Genomic DNA, 21328 nt, shown 5'->3' on the forward strand with positions numbered 1-21328 from the left:
CGACATTGCGTAACGAAGGAGCAAAAATGGCTATTGATGAGAACAAGCAAAAGGCGCTAGCTGCGGCACTGGGCCAGATTGAGAAACAGTTCGGCAAAGGCTCCATCATGCGTCTGGGTGAAGACCGTTCTATGGACGTAGAAACGATCTCCACCGGCTCACTGTCACTTGATATCGCATTGGGTGCGGGCGGCCTGCCAATGGGTCGTATCGTTGAAATTTACGGTCCGGAGTCTTCCGGTAAAACGACGCTGACCCTGCAGGTTATCGCTGCGGCGCAGCGCGAAGGCAAAACCTGTGCGTTCATCGATGCCGAGCATGCGCTGGATCCGGTTTATGCGAAAAAGCTGGGCGTTGATATCGACAACCTGCTGTGTTCTCAGCCGGATACGGGTGAGCAAGCCTTGGAAATCTGTGACGCTTTAACCCGCTCTGGCGCGGTTGATGTGATCATCGTTGACTCCGTAGCCGCGCTGACGCCAAAAGCAGAAATTGAAGGCGAAATCGGCGACTCACATATGGGTCTGGCAGCACGTATGATGAGCCAGGCCATGCGTAAGCTGGCCGGTAACCTGAAAAACGCCAACACGCTGCTGATTTTCATCAACCAGATCCGTATGAAAATCGGTGTGATGTTCGGTAACCCGGAAACCACCACCGGCGGTAACGCATTGAAGTTCTACGCTTCTGTCCGTCTGGATATCCGCCGTATCGGCGCGGTGAAAGAAGGCGACGAAGTCATCGGCAGTGAAACCCGCGTTAAAGTGGTAAAAAACAAAATCGCAGCTCCGTTCAAGCAGGCTGAGTTCCAAATCCTGTACGGTGAAGGCATCAACAGCCGTGGTGAGCTGGTCGATCTGGGCGTTAAGCACAAGATGATCGAGAAAGCGGGCGCTTGGTATAGCTACAACGGCGATAAGATTGGCCAAGGTAAGGCAAACGCCTGTAATTTCTTGAAAGAAAACCCTGCAGTTGCCGCTGAGTTGGATAAAAAACTGCGTGACCTGCTGCTGCACAGCAGCGGTGAACTGGTTTCTGCAACTAATGAAGGCTTCGACGATGAAGCTGAAACCAGCGAAGAGTTTTAATCGCTGCTGATGTTCGTGAGTGCCGTTGTGTAAGGCAGCACGAACATCAATTTAATCAGGCTTGAATAATGAATGACTTGCTAAGCCGCGCCATGCGCCTGCTGTCGCAACGCGATCATAGTGAAGCTGAACTGCGCCGCAAGCTTGCGGCGCAGCCATTTATGGCGAAAGCCAAATTCGGTACCAAAACCCCCGCATCCTCTGCCCCTGTTCCTGAAGAACCCATTGATCCTGCCGTTATTGAACAGGTCATCGCTTATTGCTATCAGCATAATTGGCTAGACGATCAACGTTTTGCCATCAGCTACATTGGTAGCCGCAGCCGTAAAGGCTATGGCGCGCAGCGAATCCGTTCTGAACTGATGCAAAAAGGCGTGGATAAAGAGCTAACGAAGGCCGCGCTGGCAGAGTGCGATATTGACTGGTGTGAGCAGGCCAAACAGGTGGCGCAGCGTAAATTTGGCGACAAGCTACCAACGGACTGGAAAGAGAAAGCCAAAGTGCAGCGTTATCTGCTCTATCGTGGCTTCTTCCAGGAAGAAATTCAGTCAATTTACCGTGATTTTGCGCAATGAACGCACACGGGGTTTTACTTCCCCTTGAAGAAAATTTATCTTATCCCCACTTTTTGTTCGTGAGCTAGATGTCATCGTCAGGATGTCACGTATCTTGCTCACGTGTCGTTATTCTAGCCTTTCCGGGAAAATTATGAGCAAGAGCACCGCTGAGATCCGTCAAGCGTTTCTCGATTTCTTTCATAGTAAGGGCCATCAGGTTGTAGCAAGCAGCTCCCTGGTGCCTGACAATGATCCGACATTGCTGTTTACCAATGCCGGCATGAACCAATTTAAAGATGTTTTCCTGGGGCTGGACAAGCGCGCCTATTCCCGAGCGACGACCTCACAGCGTTGCGTGCGGGCGGGCGGTAAGCATAACGATCTGGAGAACGTCGGCTATACCGCACGTCACCATACCTTCTTTGAAATGTTGGGTAATTTCAGCTTCGGCGACTATTTCAAACACGATGCCATTAGCTACGCATGGGAACTGCTGACCGGTGAAAACTGGTTTAACCTGCCGAAAGAAAGGCTGTGGGTGACCGTCTATGAAACCGATGACGAAGCCTTCGACATCTGGCAGAAACAGATTGGTGTACCGGCAGAACGCATTATCCGCATCGGCGATAATAAAGGCGGGGCTTTTGCCTCCGATAACTTCTGGCAGATGGGCGATACCGGTCCATGCGGCCCATGCACCGAGATTTTCTACGATCACGGTGATCACATTTGGGGTGGTCCTCCGGGTAGCCCGGAAGAAGACGGCGATCGCTATATTGAGATCTGGAACCTTGTGTTCATGCAGTTCAACCGTCAATCAGACGGTACCATGTTGCCACTGCCAAAGCCGTCGGTAGATACCGGTATGGGCCTGGAGCGTATTGCCGCAGTATTGCAGCATGTTAACTCCAACTATGAAATTGACCTGTTCAGCAAGTTGATTGCCGCAGTGGCCAAGGTGACGGGTGCGACAGATTTGAATAACAAATCTCTGCGCGTTATTGCCGACCATATCCGTTCTTGTGCCTTCCTGGTTTCCGACGGTGTGACGCCATCGAACGAAGGCCGTGGTTATGTGCTGCGCCGCATCATTCGTCGTGCTGTTCGCCATGGCAACATGCTGGGCGCGAAAGACAGCTTCTTCTACAAGCTGGTTGCGCCATTGATCGACGTAATGGGGCCGGCAGCCGACGAATTGAAGCGCCAGCAGTCACTGGTTGAGCAAGTGCTGAAAACCGAAGAAGATCAGTTTGCGCGCACTCTGGAGCGTGGTTTGATCCTGCTGGACGAGGCGCTAGCCAAGCTGGAAGGCGATACTCTGGATGGCGAAACCGCATTCCGTTTGTACGACACCTATGGTTTCCCGATCGATCTGACTGCAGACGTGTGCCGTGAACGTGGCCTGAAAGTGGATGAAGCTGGTTTCGAACAGGCAATGGAAGCACAACGCCGTCGTGCGCGTGAATCCAGCGGCTTCGGTGCTGACTACAACAGCATGATCCGTGTTGATGGTGCCAGCCAATTCAGCGGCTATGACCACGAACAACAGCAATCAACGGTGACCGCGTTGTTCCGCGATGGCCAGCCAGTGGATGAGATCCACGCTGGTGAAGAGGCCGTAGTGGTGCTGGATGAGACCCCGTTCTATGGTGAGTCCGGTGGTCAGGTTGGCGACAAAGGCGTGCTGAAAGCTGCGGGTGCTGATTTTGAGGTAAGCGACACTCAGAAATACGGCCAGGCCATCGGCCATCAGGGCAAGCTGTCTCAGGGGTCTCTGAAAGTGAAAGATCGCGTTGACGCGCAGATCGACAAGGTTCGCCGCAATCGTATTCGCCTGAACCACTCTGCGACGCACTTGCTGCATGCAGCACTGCGCCAGACGCTGGGTGAGCACGTAGCGCAGAAAGGCTCGTTGGTTAACGATAAATACCTGCGTTTCGACTTCTCACATTTCGAAGCGATGAAGCCAGAGCAAATTCGTGCGGTGGAAGACTTGGTTAACCAGCAAGTGCGCCGTAACCTGCCGGTGCAAACTGAAGTAATGGCGCTGGAAGATGCCAAAGAGAAGGGCGCAATGGCGCTGTTCGGTGAGAAGTACGACGACAGCGTGCGTGTACTGACCATGGGTGACTTCTCGACTGAACTGTGTGGCGGTACTCACGCCAGCCGTACTGGCGATATCGGTTTGTTCCGGATCCTCAGTGAGTCAGGGACTGCTGCGGGTATCCGTCGTATTGAAGCGGTAACCGGTGAAGGTGCGATTGCCACTCTGCATCAGCAAAGCGATCTGTTACAGGACGTTGCGCATCTGGTGAAAGGTGACAGTAACAACCTGACGGACAAAGTGCGTATGGTGCTCGATCGCACCCGCGCGTTGGAGAAAGAGCTACAGCAATTGAAGGACCAGCAGGCGGCTCAGGAGAGCGCATCGTTGTCCAGCAAGGCGAAAATGGTTAACGGCGTACGCCTGTTGGTCAGCCAGCTTGATAACGTTGAGGCCAAAATGCTGCGCACCATGGTTGATGATCTTAAAAATCAATTGGGTTCTGCGATTATCGTGCTGGCCACTACGGCTGATGATAAGGTGAGCTTGATTGCTGGCGTGACCAAAGATCTGACCGACCGAGTGAAAGCCGGCGAGCTGATCGGTAACGTAGCACAGCAGGTTGGCGGTAAAGGGGGCGGACGCCCTGATATGGCGCAGGCCGGGGGAACAGATGTCAGTGCCCTGCCAGCGGCATTAGACAGCGTAGAGGCCTGGGTGGCCTCGAAACTGTGAATATAAATAAATAGCACTTACAAACGCCATAACTCATTACTGATTATGGCGTTTTTATACTGTGCTAACACAATTTGGTTACAATTCCGGGAACAAAGTTTTTCAGGTCGGCTAAACTTATCATTATCTGAGGTGAGACCAAGTCTGCTTACATTTATTGTGGGTAACATGACTTACGTTTTCACAGCATATGATGGATAATGACGGGGAAACTGAGAGACCCGACTCTTTTAATCTTTCAAGGAGCAAAGAATGTTAATTCTGACTCGTCGAGTTGGTGAAACCCTCATGATTGGCGATGAGGTCACGGTCACAGTGTTAGGGGTCAAGGGCAACCAGGTTCGTATTGGTGTGAATGCCCCTAAAGAGGTGTCAGTTCACCGCGAAGAAATCTATCAGCGCATTCAGGCAGAGAAGTCTCAACAGACGACTTACTGATTTCGAAGCAGCGTCTCGTTGCTCAGCGAGACGCTACTGCGCTTTTTTATACCCATCACAAACCATTCCCTGTCTTCTTCTGCAAAATCTTCCTGCTCTCTCCTTCACTTTGTTTGCTATTTCACTGTAGCGGCTTGTTGATAAAACACTCTTTTTGCCGTGAAATCGCCCATGTTGAGCGTGAATTGTGCAAACGCACGTGAGTTGGGAAAAATTGTTTGACTTAAAAGTCGGAGAAAGTAATATGTGCGCCACGCAGTGCCGATGAGCTTCTCTAAAGCAAGTTAGGCACAATTCGAAAGAAGCGTATGGTGAGGTGGCCGAGAGGCTGAAGGCGCTCCCCTGCTAAGGGAGTATGCGGTCAAAAGCTGCATCCGGGGTTCGAATCCCCGCCTCACCGCCATTTGCATCCATAGCTCAGCTGGATAGAGTACTCGGCTACGAACCGAGCGGTCGGAGGTTCGAATCCTCCTGGATGCACCATATTTTGCAGTATGGTGGGGTAGTAACAACGTACCATACGGTATCAAAAAAGAATTCCTGTGCATCCATAGCTCAGCTGGATAGAGTACTCGGCTACGAACCGAGCGGTCGGAGGTTCGAATCCTCCTGGATGCACCATTCTTTCTGTCAACTTGTTGTATTCAAGCAGACAAACCAAAAAATAGTAATGCATCCATAGCTCAGCTGGATAGAGTACTCGGCTACGAACCGAGCGGTCGGAGGTTCGAATCCTCCTGGATGCACCATCTAAGAAAAACCCGCTTCGGCGGGTTTTTCGCTTTTCCGACCGCGAGCAAAGCGGTTGGAGGTTCGAGCCGAGCGTAGCGAGACAACGTTGCTTTAGCAACGGCCCGCAGGGAGAGGCGCAGCCGAATTATCCTCCTGGATGCACCCTCTAAGAAAACCCGCCTTGGCGGGTTTTTCGCTTTTTGGCATTCAGCGAACGTCGTTGTTATCGCGCCATCCTTAGGCACCTGCACAGCACATTCCGCTATTACGCGATCAGCGACAACCTGCCGGCTTTACGCTAAAGTAGTTTTCTTTCCTCAACGATCATGGAGTAACGATGTACGACCGCTATCAAGGTCTTATTTTCGATATGGACGGCACCATTCTCGATACTGAGCCAACGCACCGCAAAGCGTGGCGTGAGGTGTTGTCCCGTTACGGTATGACGTTTGATGAGGCGGCGATGGTAGCGTTGAGCGGCTCACCGACCTGGCGTATTGCCCAGGCGATAATTGCCAGCCACCAGGCCGATCTCGATCCCCATCAGTTGGCTGCAGAGAAAACCCGCGCGGTAGAAGCGATGCTGTTGGACAGTGTTCGCCCCCTGCCGTTGATTGAGGTGGTGAAAGCCTACCATGGGCGCCGTCCTATGGCGGTTGGCACCGGCAGCGAGCACCGCATGGCAGAAACCTTGTTGCGCCATCTGGGTCTGTTCCATTGCTTTGATGCGATCGTTGGCGCCGATGACGTGCAACGCCACAAGCCGGAGCCGGACACCTTCCTGCGTTGTGCCGAACTGATTGGCGTGCCGCCGGAGAAATGCGTGGTATTTGAAGACGCAGACTTCGGTATTCAGGCCGCGAAAAGCGCCAATATGGCTGTGGTAGACGTTCGTACGCTGTGAGTAGTACGCTGGCCGTTATGTCGTTGTTTGGCAGCAGCTTCCTCAGTGCGACGTTGCTGCCGGGAAATTCAGAAATTGTTTTGGTCGCCTTGCTGACCAACAGCCGTGTCTCACCGGAATTACTGGTGCTGGCCGCGACGTTGGGGAATACGCTCGGTGGGTTGACCAATGTCATTATCGGGCGCTTACTACCGGCGTTGAAACCGCAGCGAGGTCTGGATACCGCGCTCGGGTGGATGCAACGCTTTGGCCCGGCTGCGCTGTTGCTCAGTTGGGTACCGGTAGTGGGCGATTTATTGTGCGTGTTGGCAGGTTGGCTGCGCATGCCCTGGGGCCCTGTCGCGCTGTTTCTGTGTATCGGAAAGGCGGTGCGTTACATCATTCTTACGATGATAACGTTACAGGGAATGGCCTGGTGGCATTAACGACGTGAATATAACTCAATATTCTCTCGGGTGCGGATTCAGTATGCTTACGAGTTCTTGTTTTTAGAAGCGGGAGGTCAATTTGATCCCGGACGTATCTCAGGCGCTTTCTTGGTTGGAAGCCCATCCCCATGCATTAAAAGGCATCCGTCGCGGCATTGAGCGTGAAACGCTGCGCGTTACCGCGGACGGTAAGCTTGCAACAACCGGACATCCGGAGAAATTGGGGGCGGCATTAACGCACCACTGGATAACCACAGACTTTGCTGAGGCATTGTTAGAGTTCATTACGCCAGTTGACGACAACCTCGATCACTTGCTGACGTTCTTACGTGATATTCATCGTCACGTAGCGCGTAACCTGGGTGACGAGCGTATGTGGCCGCTCAGCATGCCGTGCTTTATTGAAGCGGAGCAGGACATTGAGCTGGCGCAGTTCGGCGCGTCGAACATCGGTCGAATGAAAACGCTATACCGCGAAGGGTTAAAGAACCGCTACGGCGCGTTGATGCAAACTATTTCCGGTGTGCACTACAATTTCTCACTGCCGCTGGAGTTCTGGCAGGCGTGGGCGGGTGTTAAAGATGCTGAAAGTGGTAAAGAGCAGATCTCCGCGGGATATTTCCGTCTGATCCGTAACTATTACCGTTTTGGCTGGGTCATTCCGTACTTGTTTGGCGCATCGCCGGCAATTTGTTCTTCATTCCTGAAGGGGCGTGAAACTACGTTGCCGTTCGAACGTACTGAACAAGGGATGTGCTATCTGCCGTATGCCACGTCGTTGCGTCTGAGCGATCTCGGCTACACCAATAAATCGCAGAGCAACCTGGGCATTACTTTCAACGATCTGCAAAGTTATGTTGAAGGCCTGAAGCGGGCAATTGCCACGCCATCAGAAGAGTTTGCCAAGTTGGGCGTGAAGGACGGCGATCGTTATCTGCAACTGAACAGCAATGTGTTGCAGATCGAAAACGAACTCTATGCGCCAATCCGACCGAAGCGTGTAACCAACAGCGGAGAGACTCCGTCAGATGCGCTGCTGCGCGGCGGTATCGAATACATTGAAGTTCGCTCGCTGGACATCAACCCATTCTCACCCATCGGCGTAGATGCCGTACAGGCGCGCTTCCTGGACCTGTTCCTGGTGTGGTGTGTGCTGGCCGATGCGCCAGAGATGAGCAGCGATGAGTTGCTGTGCACGCGTAAAAACTGGAATCGTGTGATCCTTGAAGGCCGCAAGCCGGGTCAGACGATTGGCATGGGGTGTGATGACAGCCGTGAGCCGCTGGCAAAAGTAGGCAAAGCGCTGTTTGACGATCTGCGCCGCGTGGCGGAAGTGCTCGATAGCGAAGCCGGTGATAGCCAATATCAACAGGTGTGCGATGAACTGGTCGCGGCGTTTGACGATCCGGATTTGACATTCTCTGCCCGCATCCTAAAAGCCATGAAGGAAGAAGGAACGGGGCGTGTGGGTCTGGAACTGGCTGAACAATACCGCCAGATGCTGATAGAAGAGCCGCTGGAAATCCTGACTGAAGCCGAGTTGGCGAAAGAACAGGAAGCCTCGTGGGAGCGTCAACGTAACGTAGAAGCCAGTGATACGCTAAGCTTTGAAGAGTTCCTGAAGCAACATGGTGGGGGCTGAAAAAGAAAAAGGCCACATCAATGTGGCCAAATATGCATCTCTGATGACAGGGATGATGATAACAAATGCGCGTCTTTCACATATTCAGACTCGCTGAGTTAGAAAAGGTTTCCTGGTTAGATAAAAAAGTTTCGAAATAAATACTCTTTTACGAGGAGGTAACGAAATGCCATTGCTGGATAGCTTCACCGTAGACCATACTCGCATGGCAGCTCCGGCTGTCCGCGTAGCGAAAACCATGAAAACGCCTCATGGCGATACCATCACCGTGTTCGATTTGCGTTTCTGCCGGCCGAACCTGGAAGTGATGCCTGAGCGTGGCATTCATACGCTGGAACACCTGTTTGCGGGTTTTATGCGTGACCACCTGAATGGTCAGGGTGTTGAGATTATCGATATCTCCCCGATGGGATGCCGTACTGGCTTCTACATGAGCCTGATTGGTGTGCCGGAAGAGCAGCGTGTTGCCGATGCGTGGAAAGCCGCGATGAGCGATGTGCTGAAAGTGACCGACCAGCGTAAAATTCCTGAGCTGAATGAGTTCCAGTGTGGGACTTACCACATGCACTCATTGGAAGAAGCGCAGGAAATCGCTAAGCATATTCTTGATCACGACGTGGTGGTGAACCACAACGACGAGTTGGCACTGCCGAAAGAGAAGTTGCAAGAACTGCACATCTAGTTCGGTCCCCGTTGCAGCGATAAAAAAAGCCGCATTACGCGGCTTTTTCCTTTCTGGCGGGGTGTCAGTGTTGCTGAACGCTGGATTGCAGTGACTTTATCGGCGTGACCCGCACTTGTTTGATCATATTGTCCTGCACGTCGAGAATATCGATATCATAGTGGCCTATCCGGGCTCGGGTGCCGACGTCGGGGATCTCTTCGAGCTCCTCCAGCAGCATACCGTTAACCGTACGCGCATCAGTAGCTGGCAGGGTCCAATTGAATGCCTTGTTTAACTCACGCACGTTGGCAGTACCGTCTATCAAGACTGATCCATCGCTCTGCGGATTGACCTCTTCCGCCAATGTGGGTGACATGGAGGTAGTGAAATCACCGACAATCTCTTCCAGAATGTCTTCAACCGTCACCAGCCCCTGAATATCACCGTATTCGTCAACGACGATGCCAACCTTTTCTTTGTTACGCTGGAATTTCACCAGTTGGACATTCAGCGGAGTCCCTTCAGGCACGTAGTAAATCTCATCGGCGGCACGCAGCAGGTTCTCTTTGTTGAACTCTTTCTTCTCGGTCATCAGACGGTAGGCTTCACGTACGCGTAGCATTCCGATGGCGTCATCCAACGAACTGCGGTACAGCACAATGCGGCCGTGCGGCGAGTGTGTGAGCTGGCGCATGATCGATTTCCAATCGTCGTTGACGTCGATACCGACGATCTCATTGCGCGGTACCATGATGTCGTCCACGGTCACTTTTTCGAGATCCAGGACTGAAATCAGCATGTCCTGATTGCGACGAGATATCTGCGAGTGTGATTCGTTAACGATAGTACGCAGCTCATCCTTGCTGACGGCGTCGCTGACGCGCACGTTAGTGTGGATGCCGAACAGGCGCAGGACCAAGGTGGTGATGCCATTGAGCAGCCATACCAGCGGGAACATGACCTTTTGCAGCGGAGCCAGTAAAAAGCTGCTGGGGAAGGCGATCCGTTCCGGATACAGTGCAGCAAAGGTTTTCGGCAGCACTTCGGCGAACAGCAGCACGGCAAACGTCAATACACCGGTGGCAATAGCGACACCAAAATCACCATAGAGACGCATACCGACAATGGTCGCCAGCGCGGAGGCGAGAATATTCACCAGATTATTGCCGATCAGCACCAGGCCAATCAGACGGTCTGGCTTTTTCAGTAGCTTCTCGACCCGGCGGGCAGAGCGGTTACCCTGCTTGGAAAGATGACGGAGACGATAGCGATTTAGCGTCATCATGCCGGTTTCGGATGCTGAGAAGTAAGCGGAAACCACAATCATAACCACCAAGATGATGATCAGGGTTCCTGTCGAAACATGCTCCAACGCGGTATTCCTTATGTATGGAGAAAGAGAGCCAGAGACGTTAACGAACCATCACTTGTTGGATAAGACGGCTGCCGAAGTAGGCTAATGTTAGCAAGAAGGCACCGGCAAAACTGAACCAGACGACACGGCGGCCACGCCAACCCTCATGGTAATGACCCCACAACAAAACGATATAGACAAACCATGCCATGATGGACAGCACAGCTTTGTGCACATTCTCTTTGCTGAACAGATTGTCCATATAAAGCAGGCCAGTGCACAGCGTGAGAGTGAGCAGCACGACGCCGATTTGGGTGATGTGGAACATTTTGCGCTCAATGCTCATCAGCGGCGGCATATCGGCGCTGAAGGAGAGCTTTTTATTTTTCAGCAGATAGTCCAGCCAGGCGAGCTGCAATGCATACAACGCGGCGATGATCAGCGTAGCGTAGGAAAACAGCGCCAGGCCGATGTGCACCATCAGTTCAGGGCTGGCTTCCAGATGCGTAATAAACTCGCCAGGCATAAAGCTGGCAAAGGCGAGATTGATCATCGCGAAGCTATAAACGATAGGTAGCAAGAACCAGCCGCGATCGCGTGAAGCGACAAACGTCATAACCGAGCAGATGATCAGGCTGACTATCGAGCCGATGTTGAGCAAGCTGAGATTTTGCCCGGCACTGACGTCAAAAATACGCTGTTGCAGTGCGATGGCGTGGCAAACCAGCGCTACCACCGCCGAGACGAGAGCAAGCCGACGGTATGCGCTGTTCTTCCGCAACAAGCTGGGAATAATCAGTCCAAGGCTGAGCAGGTAGGCGATCAAAGCCACAATGGAGAAAACTGGCATAGCGTTTAATTTTGCTTCGGCGTGGTGAATTGGATTGTCAGTATAGCGTCCAGCGCGTCCCACTCCAACCGATCTCCAACGCTGAGGCAGAGATCCTCTCCGCTTCGTGTTATAATCGCCGCAATTATGTCGCCAGAGCGGCCTGTCATTACACGTTGAGCATGAGACGATGTTTGAAAATTTAACCGATCGTTTGTCGCGCACCCTGCGCAATATCAGCGGCCGTGGGCGGCTGACCGAAGAAAATATCAAAGAAACCCTGCGTGAAGTGCGCATGGCTTTGCTGGAAGCGGACGTTGCGCTGCCGGTGGTACGGGACTTTATCAATCGCGTAAAAGAAAGTGCGGTCGGTCATGAGGTCAACAAAAGCCTGACGCCTGGGCAAGAGTTCGTCAAAATCGTCAAGAGCGAGCTGATTGCCGCTATGGGCGAAGTGAACACCGAGCTGAATCTGGCGGCACAACCGCCGGCAGTGGTGTTGATGGCGGGTCTGCAAGGGGCGGGTAAAACCACCAGCGTTGCCAAACTCGGCAAGTTCCTGAAAGAAAAACAGAAGAAAAAAGTGTTGGTGGTTTCCGCCGACGTTTATCGCCCTGCGGCGATCAAACAGTTGGAAACACTGGCAGAAAGTGTCGGCATCGACTTTTTCCCATCGGATGTTAAAGAAAAACCGATCGATATCGTTAATCGAGCGCTGCAACAGGCCAAGCTGAAATTCTACGATGTCTTGATCGTCGATACCGCGGGCCGTTTGCACGTTGACGAAGCGATGATGGACGAAATCAAACAGGTGCATGCGGCGATAAAGCCGGTGGAAACCCTGTTTGTGGTCGACGCCATGACCGGTCAGGATGCTGCCAATACCGCCAAGGCCTTTAACGAAGCCCTGCCGTTAACCGGCGTGGTGTTGACCAAGGTCGACGGTGACGCGCGTGGCGGTGCTGCGCTGTCCATCCGTCATATCACGGGTAAACCGATCAAGTTCCTCGGCGTGGGTGAGAAGACGGAAGCGCTGGAGCCATTCCATCCAGACCGTGTGGCTTCACGCATTCTCGGCATGGGCGATGTGCTGTCGCTGATCGAAGACATCGAAAGCAAAGTTGACCGCGAACAGGCGGAAAAACTGGCTAACAAGTTGAAGAAGGGCGACGGTTTCGATCTGACCGACTTCCTGGAACAACTGAAGCAGATGCGTAACATGGGCGGTATGGCCAGCATGCTGAGCAAACTGCCTGGCGCCGGCCAATTGCCGGACAATGTGAAATCGCAGATGGACGATAAAGTTCTGGTGCGCATGGAAGCGATCATCAATTCGATGACGCTGAAAGAGCGCGCTAAACCGGAGATCATCAAAGGCTCGCGCAAGCGTCGCATTGCAGTGGGCTCCGGCATGCAGGTGCAGGACGTTAACCGTTTGTTAAAACAGTTTGACGACATGCAACGCATGATGAAAAAGATGAAAAAAGGTGGAATGGCGAAGATGATGCGCGGCATGAAAGGTATGATGCCGCCGGGCTTCCCAGGCCGCTGACAGGTGCTTGCCCTCTGGGGTGAGCGCGTTTAAGCATTTGCCGTTCGCGGTGAAAACCGCCCGAAATATGACTGGCCGTAAAAAGTTGTTGACGACGAACTACGCTTTCGATTGCTTTTTGCGCCAAAATGAGTAAAATTTTCGGGCTTTTTATATTGCAACTGGGCCCCGTTCCCTCAATGGGGCCCGGCTGTTTTATTAACTAAAGAGGATGTTATGGTAACAATTCGTTTGGCACGTGGCGGCGCTAAAAAGCGTCCGTTCTATCAAGTAGTAGTGACCGACAGCCGCAATGCTCGTGATGGTCGTTTCATCGAGCGCGTAGGCTTCTTCAACCCGATCGCATCTGGTCAGGCTGAAGCACTGCGTCTGGACCTGGACCGCATCGAACATTGGGTCGGTCTGGGTGCAACCGTTTCTGATCGCGTTCACGCGCTGATCAAAGACGCTAAGAAAGCAGCTTAATCTGTCGCGGTGGTGGCAATGAGCAAGCAACTCAAACCGGTAGCACCTAAGCAGCCGATTGTACTCGGTAAAATGGGGTCTACTTACGGCATCCGTGGTTGGCTCAGAGTATTTTCATCCACCGAGAACGCCGAAAGCATTTTTGACTATCAGCCCTGGTTTATCCAGCAGGCGGGTCAATGGCAGCTTGTCGAGTTGGAAGACTGGAAGCGCCACAGTCAGGATCTGATCATCAAAGTCAAAGGCGTTGATGATCGGGATGCTGCGAATCTACTGACCAATCGCGAGATACTGGTAGATTCGGAACAACTTCCTGCGTTGGTGGGTGATGATTACTATTGGAAAGACCTTATGGGTTGCCAGGTAGTCACAACCACCGGCTACGAGCTGGGTAAAGTCATCGATATGATGGAAACCGGTTCTAATGATGTGATGGTTGTGAAAGCTAACCTGAAAGATGCGTTCGGCATGAAGGAGCGGTTGGTCCCGTTTCTTCATGGGCAGGTTATCAAGAAAGTCGATCTCACTGCTCGCGTGATTGAAGCAGATTGGGATCCTGGTTTTTGACCTCCGAATTAAACGGTCGAAACAAGTGGAATGACAGTATGGGGATTGGCTTGTGTTCATTGGTATTGTAAGCCTGTTTCCTGAGATGTTCCGCGCAATCACCGATTACGGGGTGACTGGCCGGGCAGTAAAAAATGGCCTGCTGAGCGTGCAGTGTTGGAGTCCTCGTGACTTCACCTACGACCGGCATCGTACCGTGGACGATCGCCCTTATGGCGGCGGCCCGGGAATGTTGATGATGGTGCAACCCTTGCGGGAAGCTATTCATGCAGCAAAAGCAGCGGCAGGCGAGGGAGCAAAGGTGATTTATCTGTCACCTCAGGGGCGCAAGCTGGATCAAACCGGTGTGTGCGAACTGGCGACCAACCAGAAGATGATTCTGGTGTGCGGTCGTTATGAAGGGGTAGATGAGCGCGTAATCCAAACCGAAATTGATGAAGAATGGTCAATCGGCGATTACGTACTCAGCGGTGGGGAACTGCCGGCAATGACTTTGATCGATTCAGTCGCCCGCTTTATCCCGGGTGTACTGGGCCATCAGGCTTCAGCAGAAGAAGATTCTTTTGCCGATGGATTGCTGGACTGCCCGCACTATACCCGTCCTGAGGTGTTGGAAGGGATGGAGGTTCCGCCGGTTTTACTGTCGGGCAACCATGCCGAGATACGTCGCTGGCGCTTAAAGCAGTCGCTGGGCCGTACCTGGCTTAGAAGACCTGAACTTCTAGAAAGCCTAGCTCTGACTGACGAGCAAGCGGTGTTGCTGGCTGAGTTCCAACGGGAACATCAGCCCAAGCAGCAGGACTATGAAGGGAACGTCTGAGCAATTGGCTCGACGGGACCGATATATCAGTTTACCTAGGGTAAGAGACATATTATGAGCAACATTATTAAGCAAATTGAACAAGAGCAGATGAAACAAGACGTACCTGCATTCCGTCCGGGTGATTCCGTGGAAGTGAAGGTATGGGTCGTTGAAGGTAGCAAAAAACGTCTGCAGGCATTCGAGGGCGTGGTTATCGCTATCCGTAACCGCGGTCTGCACTCTGCATTCACTGTTCGTAAGATTTCCAACGGCGAAGGTGTTGAGCGTGTATTCCAGACTCACTCACCAGTAATTGACAGCATTGCTGTTAAACGTCGTGGTGCCGTTCGTAAAGCCAAACTGTACTATCTGCGTGAGCGTACTGGTAAGTCTGCTCGTATCAAAGAGCGTCTGAACCGCGTCGGCTAACGCTGCATCCAAAAGTTAATAGCTATGAAGGGGTTGGCATTATGCCGACCCCTTTTTTTATGCGCGGAAATGTCGATATAGAAAAGTCCACCGTCGCAGGCGGACTTTTTGCATTACAGCGCGGCGGCACGCGGCTTGTTTTTTTCCGGGTGCGGCTGAGCTGGAATAATATCACCAGGCTTTACAATCACTCGCGCGACGGACTCATGCGTGGCAAAGGTGCAGCTGCAGTTAATGTTTTGGCATTGGTGATAGCGTTCTTTAGTCGCTTCGCTGAGGTAACGGCTAGAGCGGGTATGGGCCACGCTACCGCAGAGTGGACAATGCATCATAAAACCCCCTTGCAATGTATTAAGTGAGAACGGATTAGGCATGGGCCAAAATCAAAAGCCTGGACAACTGTCCTGTCCATTGGACAGAAAGTGGCATCAGTGTCCCTAAGCGTGATGCTCGTAGCATCAGCTGTGATAATTGATAGTGATCGTGCTCTGTGCCTATTTGATAACTACTGTTTATGCATACAGTATTAAGCTATTTGCTAAAGTCGTCAATAGCGTGTGCGATGTTTTTAGCAAAATGTTTAAACTTAGCCTTTGGGCATAAAAAAGCCCATCAATGATGGGCTTAGGTAATATTGGATTGTAGAGCCGAGGGAATTACAGACCGTAGACCAGGCTGATTGAGGTGGTCGTATCGGTATTCTTTGGTGCAGACGCAGGTGGCTTACTGTTGTAAGTCACCGTGTAGGCCAGGCGCAGTGCAAATTTCTCGTTAATCGCGACGCTCAATGCAGTTTCGGAGTTCAACGTGGTTTCTTCGTTCGCCAGTGCGGAAACACCTTCGGAGAACTTGGTGTTGTCGGTTAGCTGGTACGAATAGTTAGCAGCACCGTAGGCCAGCGCTTTGGTTGAACGACCACCACCATGGTATTCGTCGTGACGAACGCCTGGACCAAATTCAACACGCAGATCGCTGAGCGGTCCGTTGAGAATCTGGCGGCCATAACCACCGGTCAGTGTTGAACGGGAGTCATAGCCGTTGAAGCGGTCGCTCAGCCAGCTTGCTTGGCCGAACAGATAGTTACGATCGCTCAGGTTATAACGGGTACGGCCACCGGCTTGATACTTTTCTGACGAACGCACATTGGACGACGTGGTGTTGTTGGCTGCTCCCCAGAGGCTGTAGGCAGCATCGCTGTTGAACCAGGTCATGCTGGTGTTAGCCAACAGTGTTGAGCTTTGCGAGTTGCCTGACTGAGAGTTGTAACCAGCCTGGACGTTACCTTCAAATGGCTTTTTAGCTGTGGCTGGGTCGTCCATCGCGGTAAAAAGTGTATTGTCGGCAAGGGCTGAAACACTGGTGAAAGTCGTTAAGCAGCTAATGAACAGCGGAATAGCGCGACGAGCGCGTAAAGAGAGCATTTTGGATCCAGTTGTTAAGAGTGATTATAGGTGATTTCGGTCACATTATATCGGTTCGTCATGGCGACCAAAATAGCTACGATTAGCTTAAGTTTTTAATTTCTCATCATCACTTATTCACTTTTCTTCTACTTAATTAACCCCGTCCAGTGGCATATCATGCTGAGTGTCCTTAGCATTTAACGGGGCATTACGTGAGGTTGTCGCTTAGAGGCAACCGAATGGTGAGATGTACCTGGCTATTATGTTCGGTAGAGCCTTGCTCCTGGGGTGTATTGATATCATTTGTGTAAATTTATCTTTACGTTTTTCGGTGGTGGTGTAGGCTGGGTAGCTATGAAGAAATGAAAAGAGGACTCTAGTGTTTCCTTGATTTTATCCATTTAAAATCAGTTATTTAAATAAATTTTCTTGTTTTTTAATATCATCTTTTGGTATGCGTAATCTTATTGGTAATTTTTTATTTACAGATATCGGATTGAAAACTTTACATCACGTGATATGGTAAGGTCCTGAATCGCTCAACGTACTCTCAACGCTTACGCATAACGGCAAACGACAGGAATAGCATCATGCAAAAAGACGCGCTCAATAACGTTCATATCAGTGCAGAACAAATTCTGATTACTCCGGAAGAGTTGAAGAACCAGTTCCCGCTTAGCGCCAGCGATGAAAATGAAATCGCTACCGCGCGCAAAACCATCGCCGATATCTTGCAGGGGCGCGATCATCGCCTGTTGGTGGTGTGCGGGCCTTGTTCTATCCATGACCCGGATGCTGCACTGGATTACGCCCGTCATTTGAAAACCCTGTCGGCTGAATTGAGCGATCAGCTGTATATCGTTATGCGTGTCTATTTTGAAAAACCGCGAACCACTGTTGGCTGGAAAGGCTTGATTAACGATCCGTACATGGATGGTTCGTTTGATGTTGAAGCAGGTTTGCATATCGCGCGTCGCCTGCTGCTTGATCTGGTTGGTATGGGCTTGCCGTTGGCAACAGAAGCATTAGATCCAAACAGCCCGCAATACCTTGGCGACCTGTTTAGCTGGTCAGCGATTGGTGCGCGCACGACGGAATCACAAACTCACCGCGAAATGGCTTCAGGGTTGTCGATGCCGGTCGGCTTCAAAAATGGCACGGATGGCAGCCTGGGTACGGCAATCAATGCCATGCGCGCCGCGGCAATGCCGCATCGATTTGTGGGTATCAATCAGGCTGGCCAAGTATGTCTGTTGCAAACGCAGGGCAATCCGGATGGCCATGTGATTTTGCGTGGTGGTAAAACGCCAAACTACAGTGCTGAGGACGTTGCAGCCTGTGAAAAACAGATGCGGGACGCGGGACTCCATCCGTCCTTGATGATAGATTGCAGCCATGGCAACTCGAATAAAGACTATCGTCGTCAACCGGCAGTTGCTGAGTCCGTGGTAGAGCAGATCAAAGCGGGTAACCGTTCGATCACCGGCATCATGCTGGAAAGCCACCTGCACGAAGGCAGCCAGTCATCTGAGCAACCGCGTGCAGATATGCGCTACGGTGTTTCTGTAACTGACGCCTGTATTAATTGGGAAAGTACAGAGACGCTGCTGCGTCATATGCACCAGGAACTCGGCGCCGCACTGACGGCACGCACTGGAGAGTAGTAAGTTATGGTGGCTGAACTGACCGCGCTGCGCGATCAAATTGACGAAGTGGATAAGGCGCTGTTAGAGCTGCTGGCGAAACGCCTGCACCTGGTGGCGGAAGTGGGGGAGGTGAAAAGCCACCACGGCTTACCGGTATATGTTCCTGAGCGTGAGGCCGCAATGCTGGCCTCACGACGTAAAGAGGCGGAAAACCTTGGTGTACCGCCTGACTTGATTGAGGACGTATTACGTCGTGTTATGCGCGAGTCTTACGTCAGCGAGAACGACAAAGGTTTTAAAACGCTGCATCCGCAATTACGCCCGATTGTCATTATTGGCGGTAATGGCCAAATGGGGCGGCTGTTTAATCGTCTGCTGACGCTGTCCGGCTACCAGGTCAAAGTGTTGGATCAGGAAGATTGGGCGCAGGCTGACACTTTGCTGGCGGATGCTGGCATGGTGATTGTCAGCGTACCTATTCACGTGACAGAACAGGTCATTGAGCGGTTGCCGCCACTGCCGGCAGATTGCATCCTGGTTGATCTGGCCTCCGTAAAAAATCGTCCGCTGAATGCCATGTTGGCTGCGCATACTGGCCCTGTGGTGGGTCTGCATCCGATGTTTGGCCCTGACGTTGGCAGTGTAGCCAAACAAGTGGTGGTGTATTGCGACGGTCGCGAGCCGCAGGCGTACCAATGGTTATTGGAGCAGTTGCAGGTTTGGGGGGCACGTTTACACCGTATTAGCGCGGTTGAGCACGACCAGAACATGGCCTTTATTCAGGCACTGCGCCATTTTGCAACCTTTGCCTATGGCTTGCACTTGGCAGAAGAAAACGTTCAGTTGGAACAGTTGCTGGCACTTTCTTCGCCGATTTATCGGTTAGAGTTGGCGATGGTCGGGCGTCTGTTTGCTCAGGATCCGCAGCTGTACGCGGATATCATCATGTCCTCGGAAGAGAACATTGCATTGATCAAACGCTACTACCAACGGTTTGGTGAGGCGATAAAGCTGCTGGATCAGGGCGACAAACAGGCGTTTATTCAGAGCTTCCAGAAGGTCGAGCATTGGTTTGGTGACTATGCGCAGCGATTCTTGGTGGAAAGCCGCTCGTTGTTACGTCAGGCGAACGACAGCCGGCAATAATAATGTATCGGGGTTCGGCAAATGCCGAACCCTTTTTTATCTCTATCAGGATGGATTGACGGGTACTACGGTGTCACTCGGGTAGCAACCCAGCACCTTCAACGAGCGCGTGATGGGCGTCAGGTCCCTCAATGCTTTCTGCATCGCTTCAGAACGCAGGTTTGCCTGCACATCGATATAAAACATTTCTTCCCACGGGTTACCGTTAATTGGGCGAGATTCCAGTTTGGTCATGATGATGCCGTTATCGCGCAGCACCAGCAATGCTTCCACCAACGCGCCAGACTGCTGGCCTGTGGCCATAATCAGCGTCGTTTTAGCGGGAACTTGTTCCGAGACGTCAATCGCTTTGCGCGCCAGCACAATGAAGCGAGTAATGTTCTGCTGTTGATTGGCCAGATTATGTTCCAACACCTGTAGACCATAGAGAGCACCGCCAGCTTCGCTGCCTAATGCGGCGGCTTTTGGCGAGTTCAATTTGGCCACTTTTTCCATCGCGGCTGCGGTGCTTTCACAATATTCAATTTTCCAGTGCGGGTAGCGGTTAATGAATTGGCTACACTGCTGGAATGGCTGAGGGTGGCTATACACGGTTTCGATCTGGGCAAGATCAGTGTCATTGGCAACCAGGACGCAGTGATCAATAGGGTTAGTCAATTCACCGACGATAGACAAACTTGTGTGCTGCAGTAAATCGTAGACGTCGTTAATCGAACCTGAACTGGTGTTCTCGATGGGCAAAATAGCGTAATCCGCCTGGCCAGTTTCGACCTGGGTGAAAATGTCCTGGAATTTATGGCAGCCGCACTCGATCAATTGATCGAAATGGCGGGCGGCGTATTGACGTGCTGCCAAGTGTGAATAGGACCCTTTAGGGCCAAGGAACGCGATACGGGCAGAATGTTGGCTGACTTGATTGAGTTGGTTCTGTAATAGCGCCTGCTGGGTCAACACAGAATCTTCAATAATCAGTTGGAACAGGCGAGTGACGTAAAATCCGTCCAGGTCGTAGGGCTTGGCGGCGGCAATTAAGGCATCCAGCAGATCGCGTTCACGCTCTTTGTCGCGGATTGGCCGATGGGAATGAAGTTTGGTTTTCCCTACTTCTACCGCCAGCTCACGGCGCTCTGCCAGCAAGGACAGCAATTTCAGATCCAGTGCGCTGATGCGTTTGCGCAGCACGAGTAACGGGTTGTCAGTCATAATCAGCTTCTGCCTTGTATTTTTATACGTTGTAAAATAGCCATAAAAAAAGCCCCCTGTTTTCAGGAGGCTTTGCTGTTCGTCTTCGCATTCTTTATCACACGACGAAACGCCTCCCAATCAGGGGAAGGTAAAAAAGAATGCGAAGAAAAACGGTTTACGAGCCATGTGATATCCAAAGTGTGTGTGACAGGTTTTAAAGTAACCGCAGGCTTTTATCTCGTCAATAAAAAAACCAGACAAAAAACGCGCCCTCAGGCGCGTTCGATGTGAAACAGCCGCTAAACGGTTATTCCTGTTCCGGCTCTACTTCCGGAATAATGTCCTTCACGCTGGTCGCGGCACGGCGTGCTTCGCCTTTATGCTGCACCTTGTTCAACTGGCGCTCTAACTTGGCGATCAAATCGTTAACGGCGGTGTACATGTCATCATGTTTGGCGCTGGCAACCAGCGGGCCGTTAGGTGTGGTAATGGTGGCGTCGGCAACAAACCCTTTCGGTTCTTTCGATAAGACGATATGCGGGTTAATCAGTTGGGCCTGCCATTTTTCCAGTTTGGTGAGACGGTCTTCGACGTGACTGCGGATTGCGGGAGTGATATCCATTTGTTTGCTGGTAATGTTCAATGTCATATAACTTACCTCTCTGTCTTTCCGTCTTGGATGAGTCCAGCATACCCCGCTTTTTGCTTAAATGCGTGA

22 protein-coding genes, 4 tRNA genes, 1 other RNA gene and 1 other annotated feature are annotated in these 21328 nt (G+C 51.8%); of the genes, 20 read left to right on the top strand and 7 right to left on the bottom strand.

Going from position 1 to position 21328, the window contains the following annotated elements:
• The first annotated feature begins 26 nt into the window (after window positions 1-26).
• From recA to luxS, 13 genes are all read left to right on the top strand, one after another.
• Window positions 27-1088, top strand: a complete 1062-nt coding sequence (gene recA / locus ACI2J2_RS16075) for a recombinase RecA (RefSeq protein WP_209635219.1) — start codon at window positions 27-29, stop codon at window positions 1086-1088.
• 68 nt (window positions 1089-1156) lie between these two features.
• Window positions 1157-1663 carry a recombination regulator RecX gene (gene recX, locus ACI2J2_RS16080; protein ID WP_404760425.1) on the top strand — a complete coding sequence of 169 codons (507 nt, stop codon included), beginning with the start codon at window positions 1157-1159 and terminating at the stop codon, window positions 1661-1663.
• Window positions 1664-1796: 133 nt separating this feature from the next.
• Complete coding sequence (gene alaS, locus ACI2J2_RS16085; protein WP_209635222.1) at window positions 1797-4424, top strand: alanine--tRNA ligase; 2628 nt, start codon at window positions 1797-1799, stop codon at window positions 4422-4424.
• A 252-nt stretch (window positions 4425-4676) separates the two neighbouring features.
• A complete protein-coding gene (gene csrA / locus ACI2J2_RS16090; protein WP_004091602.1) occupies window positions 4677-4862 on the top strand; it encodes a carbon storage regulator CsrA in 186 nt (61 codons plus the stop codon).
• Window positions 4863-5172: 310 nt separating this feature from the next.
• A tRNA-Ser gene (locus ACI2J2_RS16095) sits at window positions 5173-5265 on the top strand.
• A 3-nt stretch (window positions 5266-5268) separates the two neighbouring features.
• Window positions 5269-5345 (top strand) — tRNA-Arg (locus ACI2J2_RS16100).
• A 61-nt stretch (window positions 5346-5406) separates the two neighbouring features.
• Window positions 5407-5483: transfer RNA gene (locus tag ACI2J2_RS16105), tRNA-Arg, on the top strand.
• 51 nt (window positions 5484-5534) lie between these two features.
• Window positions 5535-5611: transfer RNA gene (locus ACI2J2_RS16110), tRNA-Arg, on the top strand.
• A gap of 28 nt (window positions 5612-5639) precedes the next feature.
• A non-coding RNA gene (locus tag ACI2J2_RS16115) (RtT sRNA) lies at window positions 5640-5759 on the top strand.
• A 172-nt stretch (window positions 5760-5931) separates the two neighbouring features.
• Entirely contained in the window at window positions 5932-6498 is a 567-nt protein-coding gene (gene yqaB, locus ACI2J2_RS16120; protein ID WP_209635225.1) for a fructose-1-phosphate/6-phosphogluconate phosphatase, read from the top strand.
• Entirely contained in the window at window positions 6495-6923 is a 429-nt protein-coding gene (locus ACI2J2_RS16125; RefSeq protein ID WP_265555760.1) for a YqaA family protein, read from the top strand. Before yqaB ends, ACI2J2_RS16125 begins: the two co-directional genes overlap by 4 nt.
• 82 nt (window positions 6924-7005) lie before the next feature.
• Complete coding sequence (gshA, locus tag ACI2J2_RS16130; RefSeq protein WP_404760426.1) at window positions 7006-8568, top strand: glutamate--cysteine ligase; 1563 nt, start codon at window positions 7006-7008, stop codon at window positions 8566-8568.
• A 166-nt stretch (window positions 8569-8734) separates the two neighbouring features.
• On the top strand, window positions 8735-9250 hold the full coding sequence (gene luxS, locus ACI2J2_RS16135) for an S-ribosylhomocysteine lyase (RefSeq protein ID WP_209635231.1): 516 nt from the start codon (window positions 8735-8737) through the stop codon (window positions 9248-9250).
• A 64-nt stretch (window positions 9251-9314) separates the two neighbouring features.
• On the opposite strand, the gene ACI2J2_RS16140 is transcribed toward luxS, so the two are convergent.
• Window positions 9315-10604 (bottom strand): HlyC/CorC family transporter, encoded by a 1290-nt coding sequence (locus ACI2J2_RS16140; protein ID WP_209635233.1) that lies wholly within the window; start codon window positions 10602-10604, stop codon window positions 9315-9317.
• A gap of 40 nt (window positions 10605-10644) precedes the next feature.
• On the bottom strand, window positions 10645-11436 hold the full coding sequence (locus ACI2J2_RS16145) for an inner membrane protein YpjD (RefSeq protein WP_017891659.1): 792 nt from the start codon (window positions 11434-11436) through the stop codon (window positions 10645-10647).
• Window positions 11437-11605: 169 nt separating this feature from the next.
• On the opposite strand from ACI2J2_RS16145, the gene ffh reads away from it, so the two are divergent.
• From ffh to rplS, 5 genes are all read left to right on the top strand, one after another.
• A complete protein-coding gene (ffh, locus tag ACI2J2_RS16150; RefSeq protein WP_037424818.1) occupies window positions 11606-12967 on the top strand; it encodes a signal recognition particle protein in 1362 nt (453 codons plus the stop codon).
• A 216-nt stretch (window positions 12968-13183) separates the two neighbouring features.
• Window positions 13184-13432, top strand: a complete 249-nt coding sequence (gene rpsP / locus ACI2J2_RS16155; RefSeq protein ID WP_004932501.1) for a 30S ribosomal protein S16 — start codon at window positions 13184-13186, stop codon at window positions 13430-13432.
• An 18-nt stretch (window positions 13433-13450) separates the two neighbouring features.
• Window positions 13451-13999, top strand: a complete 549-nt coding sequence (gene rimM / locus ACI2J2_RS16160) for a ribosome maturation factor RimM (RefSeq protein ID WP_209635235.1) — start codon at window positions 13451-13453, stop codon at window positions 13997-13999.
• A gap of 52 nt (window positions 14000-14051) precedes the next feature.
• Window positions 14052-14819 (top strand): tRNA (guanosine(37)-N1)-methyltransferase TrmD, encoded by a 768-nt coding sequence (gene trmD, locus ACI2J2_RS16165; protein WP_209635238.1) that lies wholly within the window; start codon window positions 14052-14054, stop codon window positions 14817-14819.
• A 54-nt stretch (window positions 14820-14873) separates the two neighbouring features.
• Entirely contained in the window at window positions 14874-15230 is a 357-nt protein-coding gene (rplS, locus tag ACI2J2_RS16170; protein WP_012005300.1) for a 50S ribosomal protein L19, read from the top strand.
• Between the two features lie 113 nt (window positions 15231-15343).
• Here the strand turns inward: rplS and ACI2J2_RS16175 are convergent, their stop codons facing one another.
• Together ACI2J2_RS16175 and ACI2J2_RS16180 are read right to left on the bottom strand one after the other, a co-directional pair.
• The gene (locus tag ACI2J2_RS16175) at window positions 15344-15562 is read right to left on the bottom strand and encodes an ogr/Delta-like zinc finger family protein (protein WP_112348060.1); all 219 of its coding nucleotides are present in this window, start codon (window positions 15560-15562) and stop codon (window positions 15344-15346) included.
• A 324-nt stretch (window positions 15563-15886) separates the two neighbouring features.
• On the bottom strand, window positions 15887-16651 hold the full coding sequence (locus ACI2J2_RS16180; RefSeq protein ID WP_020825294.1) for a YdiY family protein: 765 nt from the start codon (window positions 16649-16651) through the stop codon (window positions 15887-15889).
• A gap of 572 nt (window positions 16652-17223) precedes the next feature.
• Here ACI2J2_RS16180 and ACI2J2_RS16185 point away from each other — a divergent pair.
• A complete protein-coding gene (locus tag ACI2J2_RS16185; RefSeq protein ID WP_209635240.1) occupies window positions 17224-18297 on the top strand; it encodes a 3-deoxy-7-phosphoheptulonate synthase in 1074 nt (357 codons plus the stop codon).
• Window positions 18298-18303: 6 nt separating this feature from the next.
• Window positions 18304-19425, top strand: a complete 1122-nt coding sequence (tyrA, locus tag ACI2J2_RS16190; protein WP_209635242.1) for a bifunctional chorismate mutase/prephenate dehydrogenase — start codon at window positions 18304-18306, stop codon at window positions 19423-19425.
• 45 nt (window positions 19426-19470) lie between these two features.
• Here the strand turns inward: tyrA and pheA are convergent, their stop codons facing one another.
• The 3 genes from pheA to raiA form a co-directional block, all read right to left on the bottom strand.
• Window positions 19471-20628: a bifunctional chorismate mutase/prephenate dehydratase gene (gene pheA, locus ACI2J2_RS16195; protein WP_209635244.1), complete on the bottom strand. Its 1158-nt coding sequence runs from the start codon at window positions 20626-20628 to the stop codon at window positions 19471-19473.
• 42 nt (window positions 20629-20670) lie between these two features.
• Window positions 20671-20797, bottom strand: a sequence feature (Phe leader region).
• Complete coding sequence (locus ACI2J2_RS16200) at window positions 20749-20796, bottom strand: hypothetical protein (protein WP_193378397.1); 48 nt, start codon at window positions 20794-20796, stop codon at window positions 20749-20751. It overlaps the preceding feature by 48 nt.
• A gap of 120 nt (window positions 20798-20917) precedes the next feature.
• Window positions 20918-21259 (bottom strand): ribosome-associated translation inhibitor RaiA, encoded by a 342-nt coding sequence (gene raiA / locus ACI2J2_RS16205; protein WP_209635246.1) that lies wholly within the window; start codon window positions 21257-21259, stop codon window positions 20918-20920.
• Between the last annotated feature and the right edge of the window lie 69 nt (window positions 21260-21328).

It is taken from the genome of Serratia sp. NPDC087055 (genome assembly GCF_044900985.1).
Classification (GTDB): Bacteria; Pseudomonadota; Gammaproteobacteria; order Enterobacterales; family Enterobacteriaceae; genus Serratia.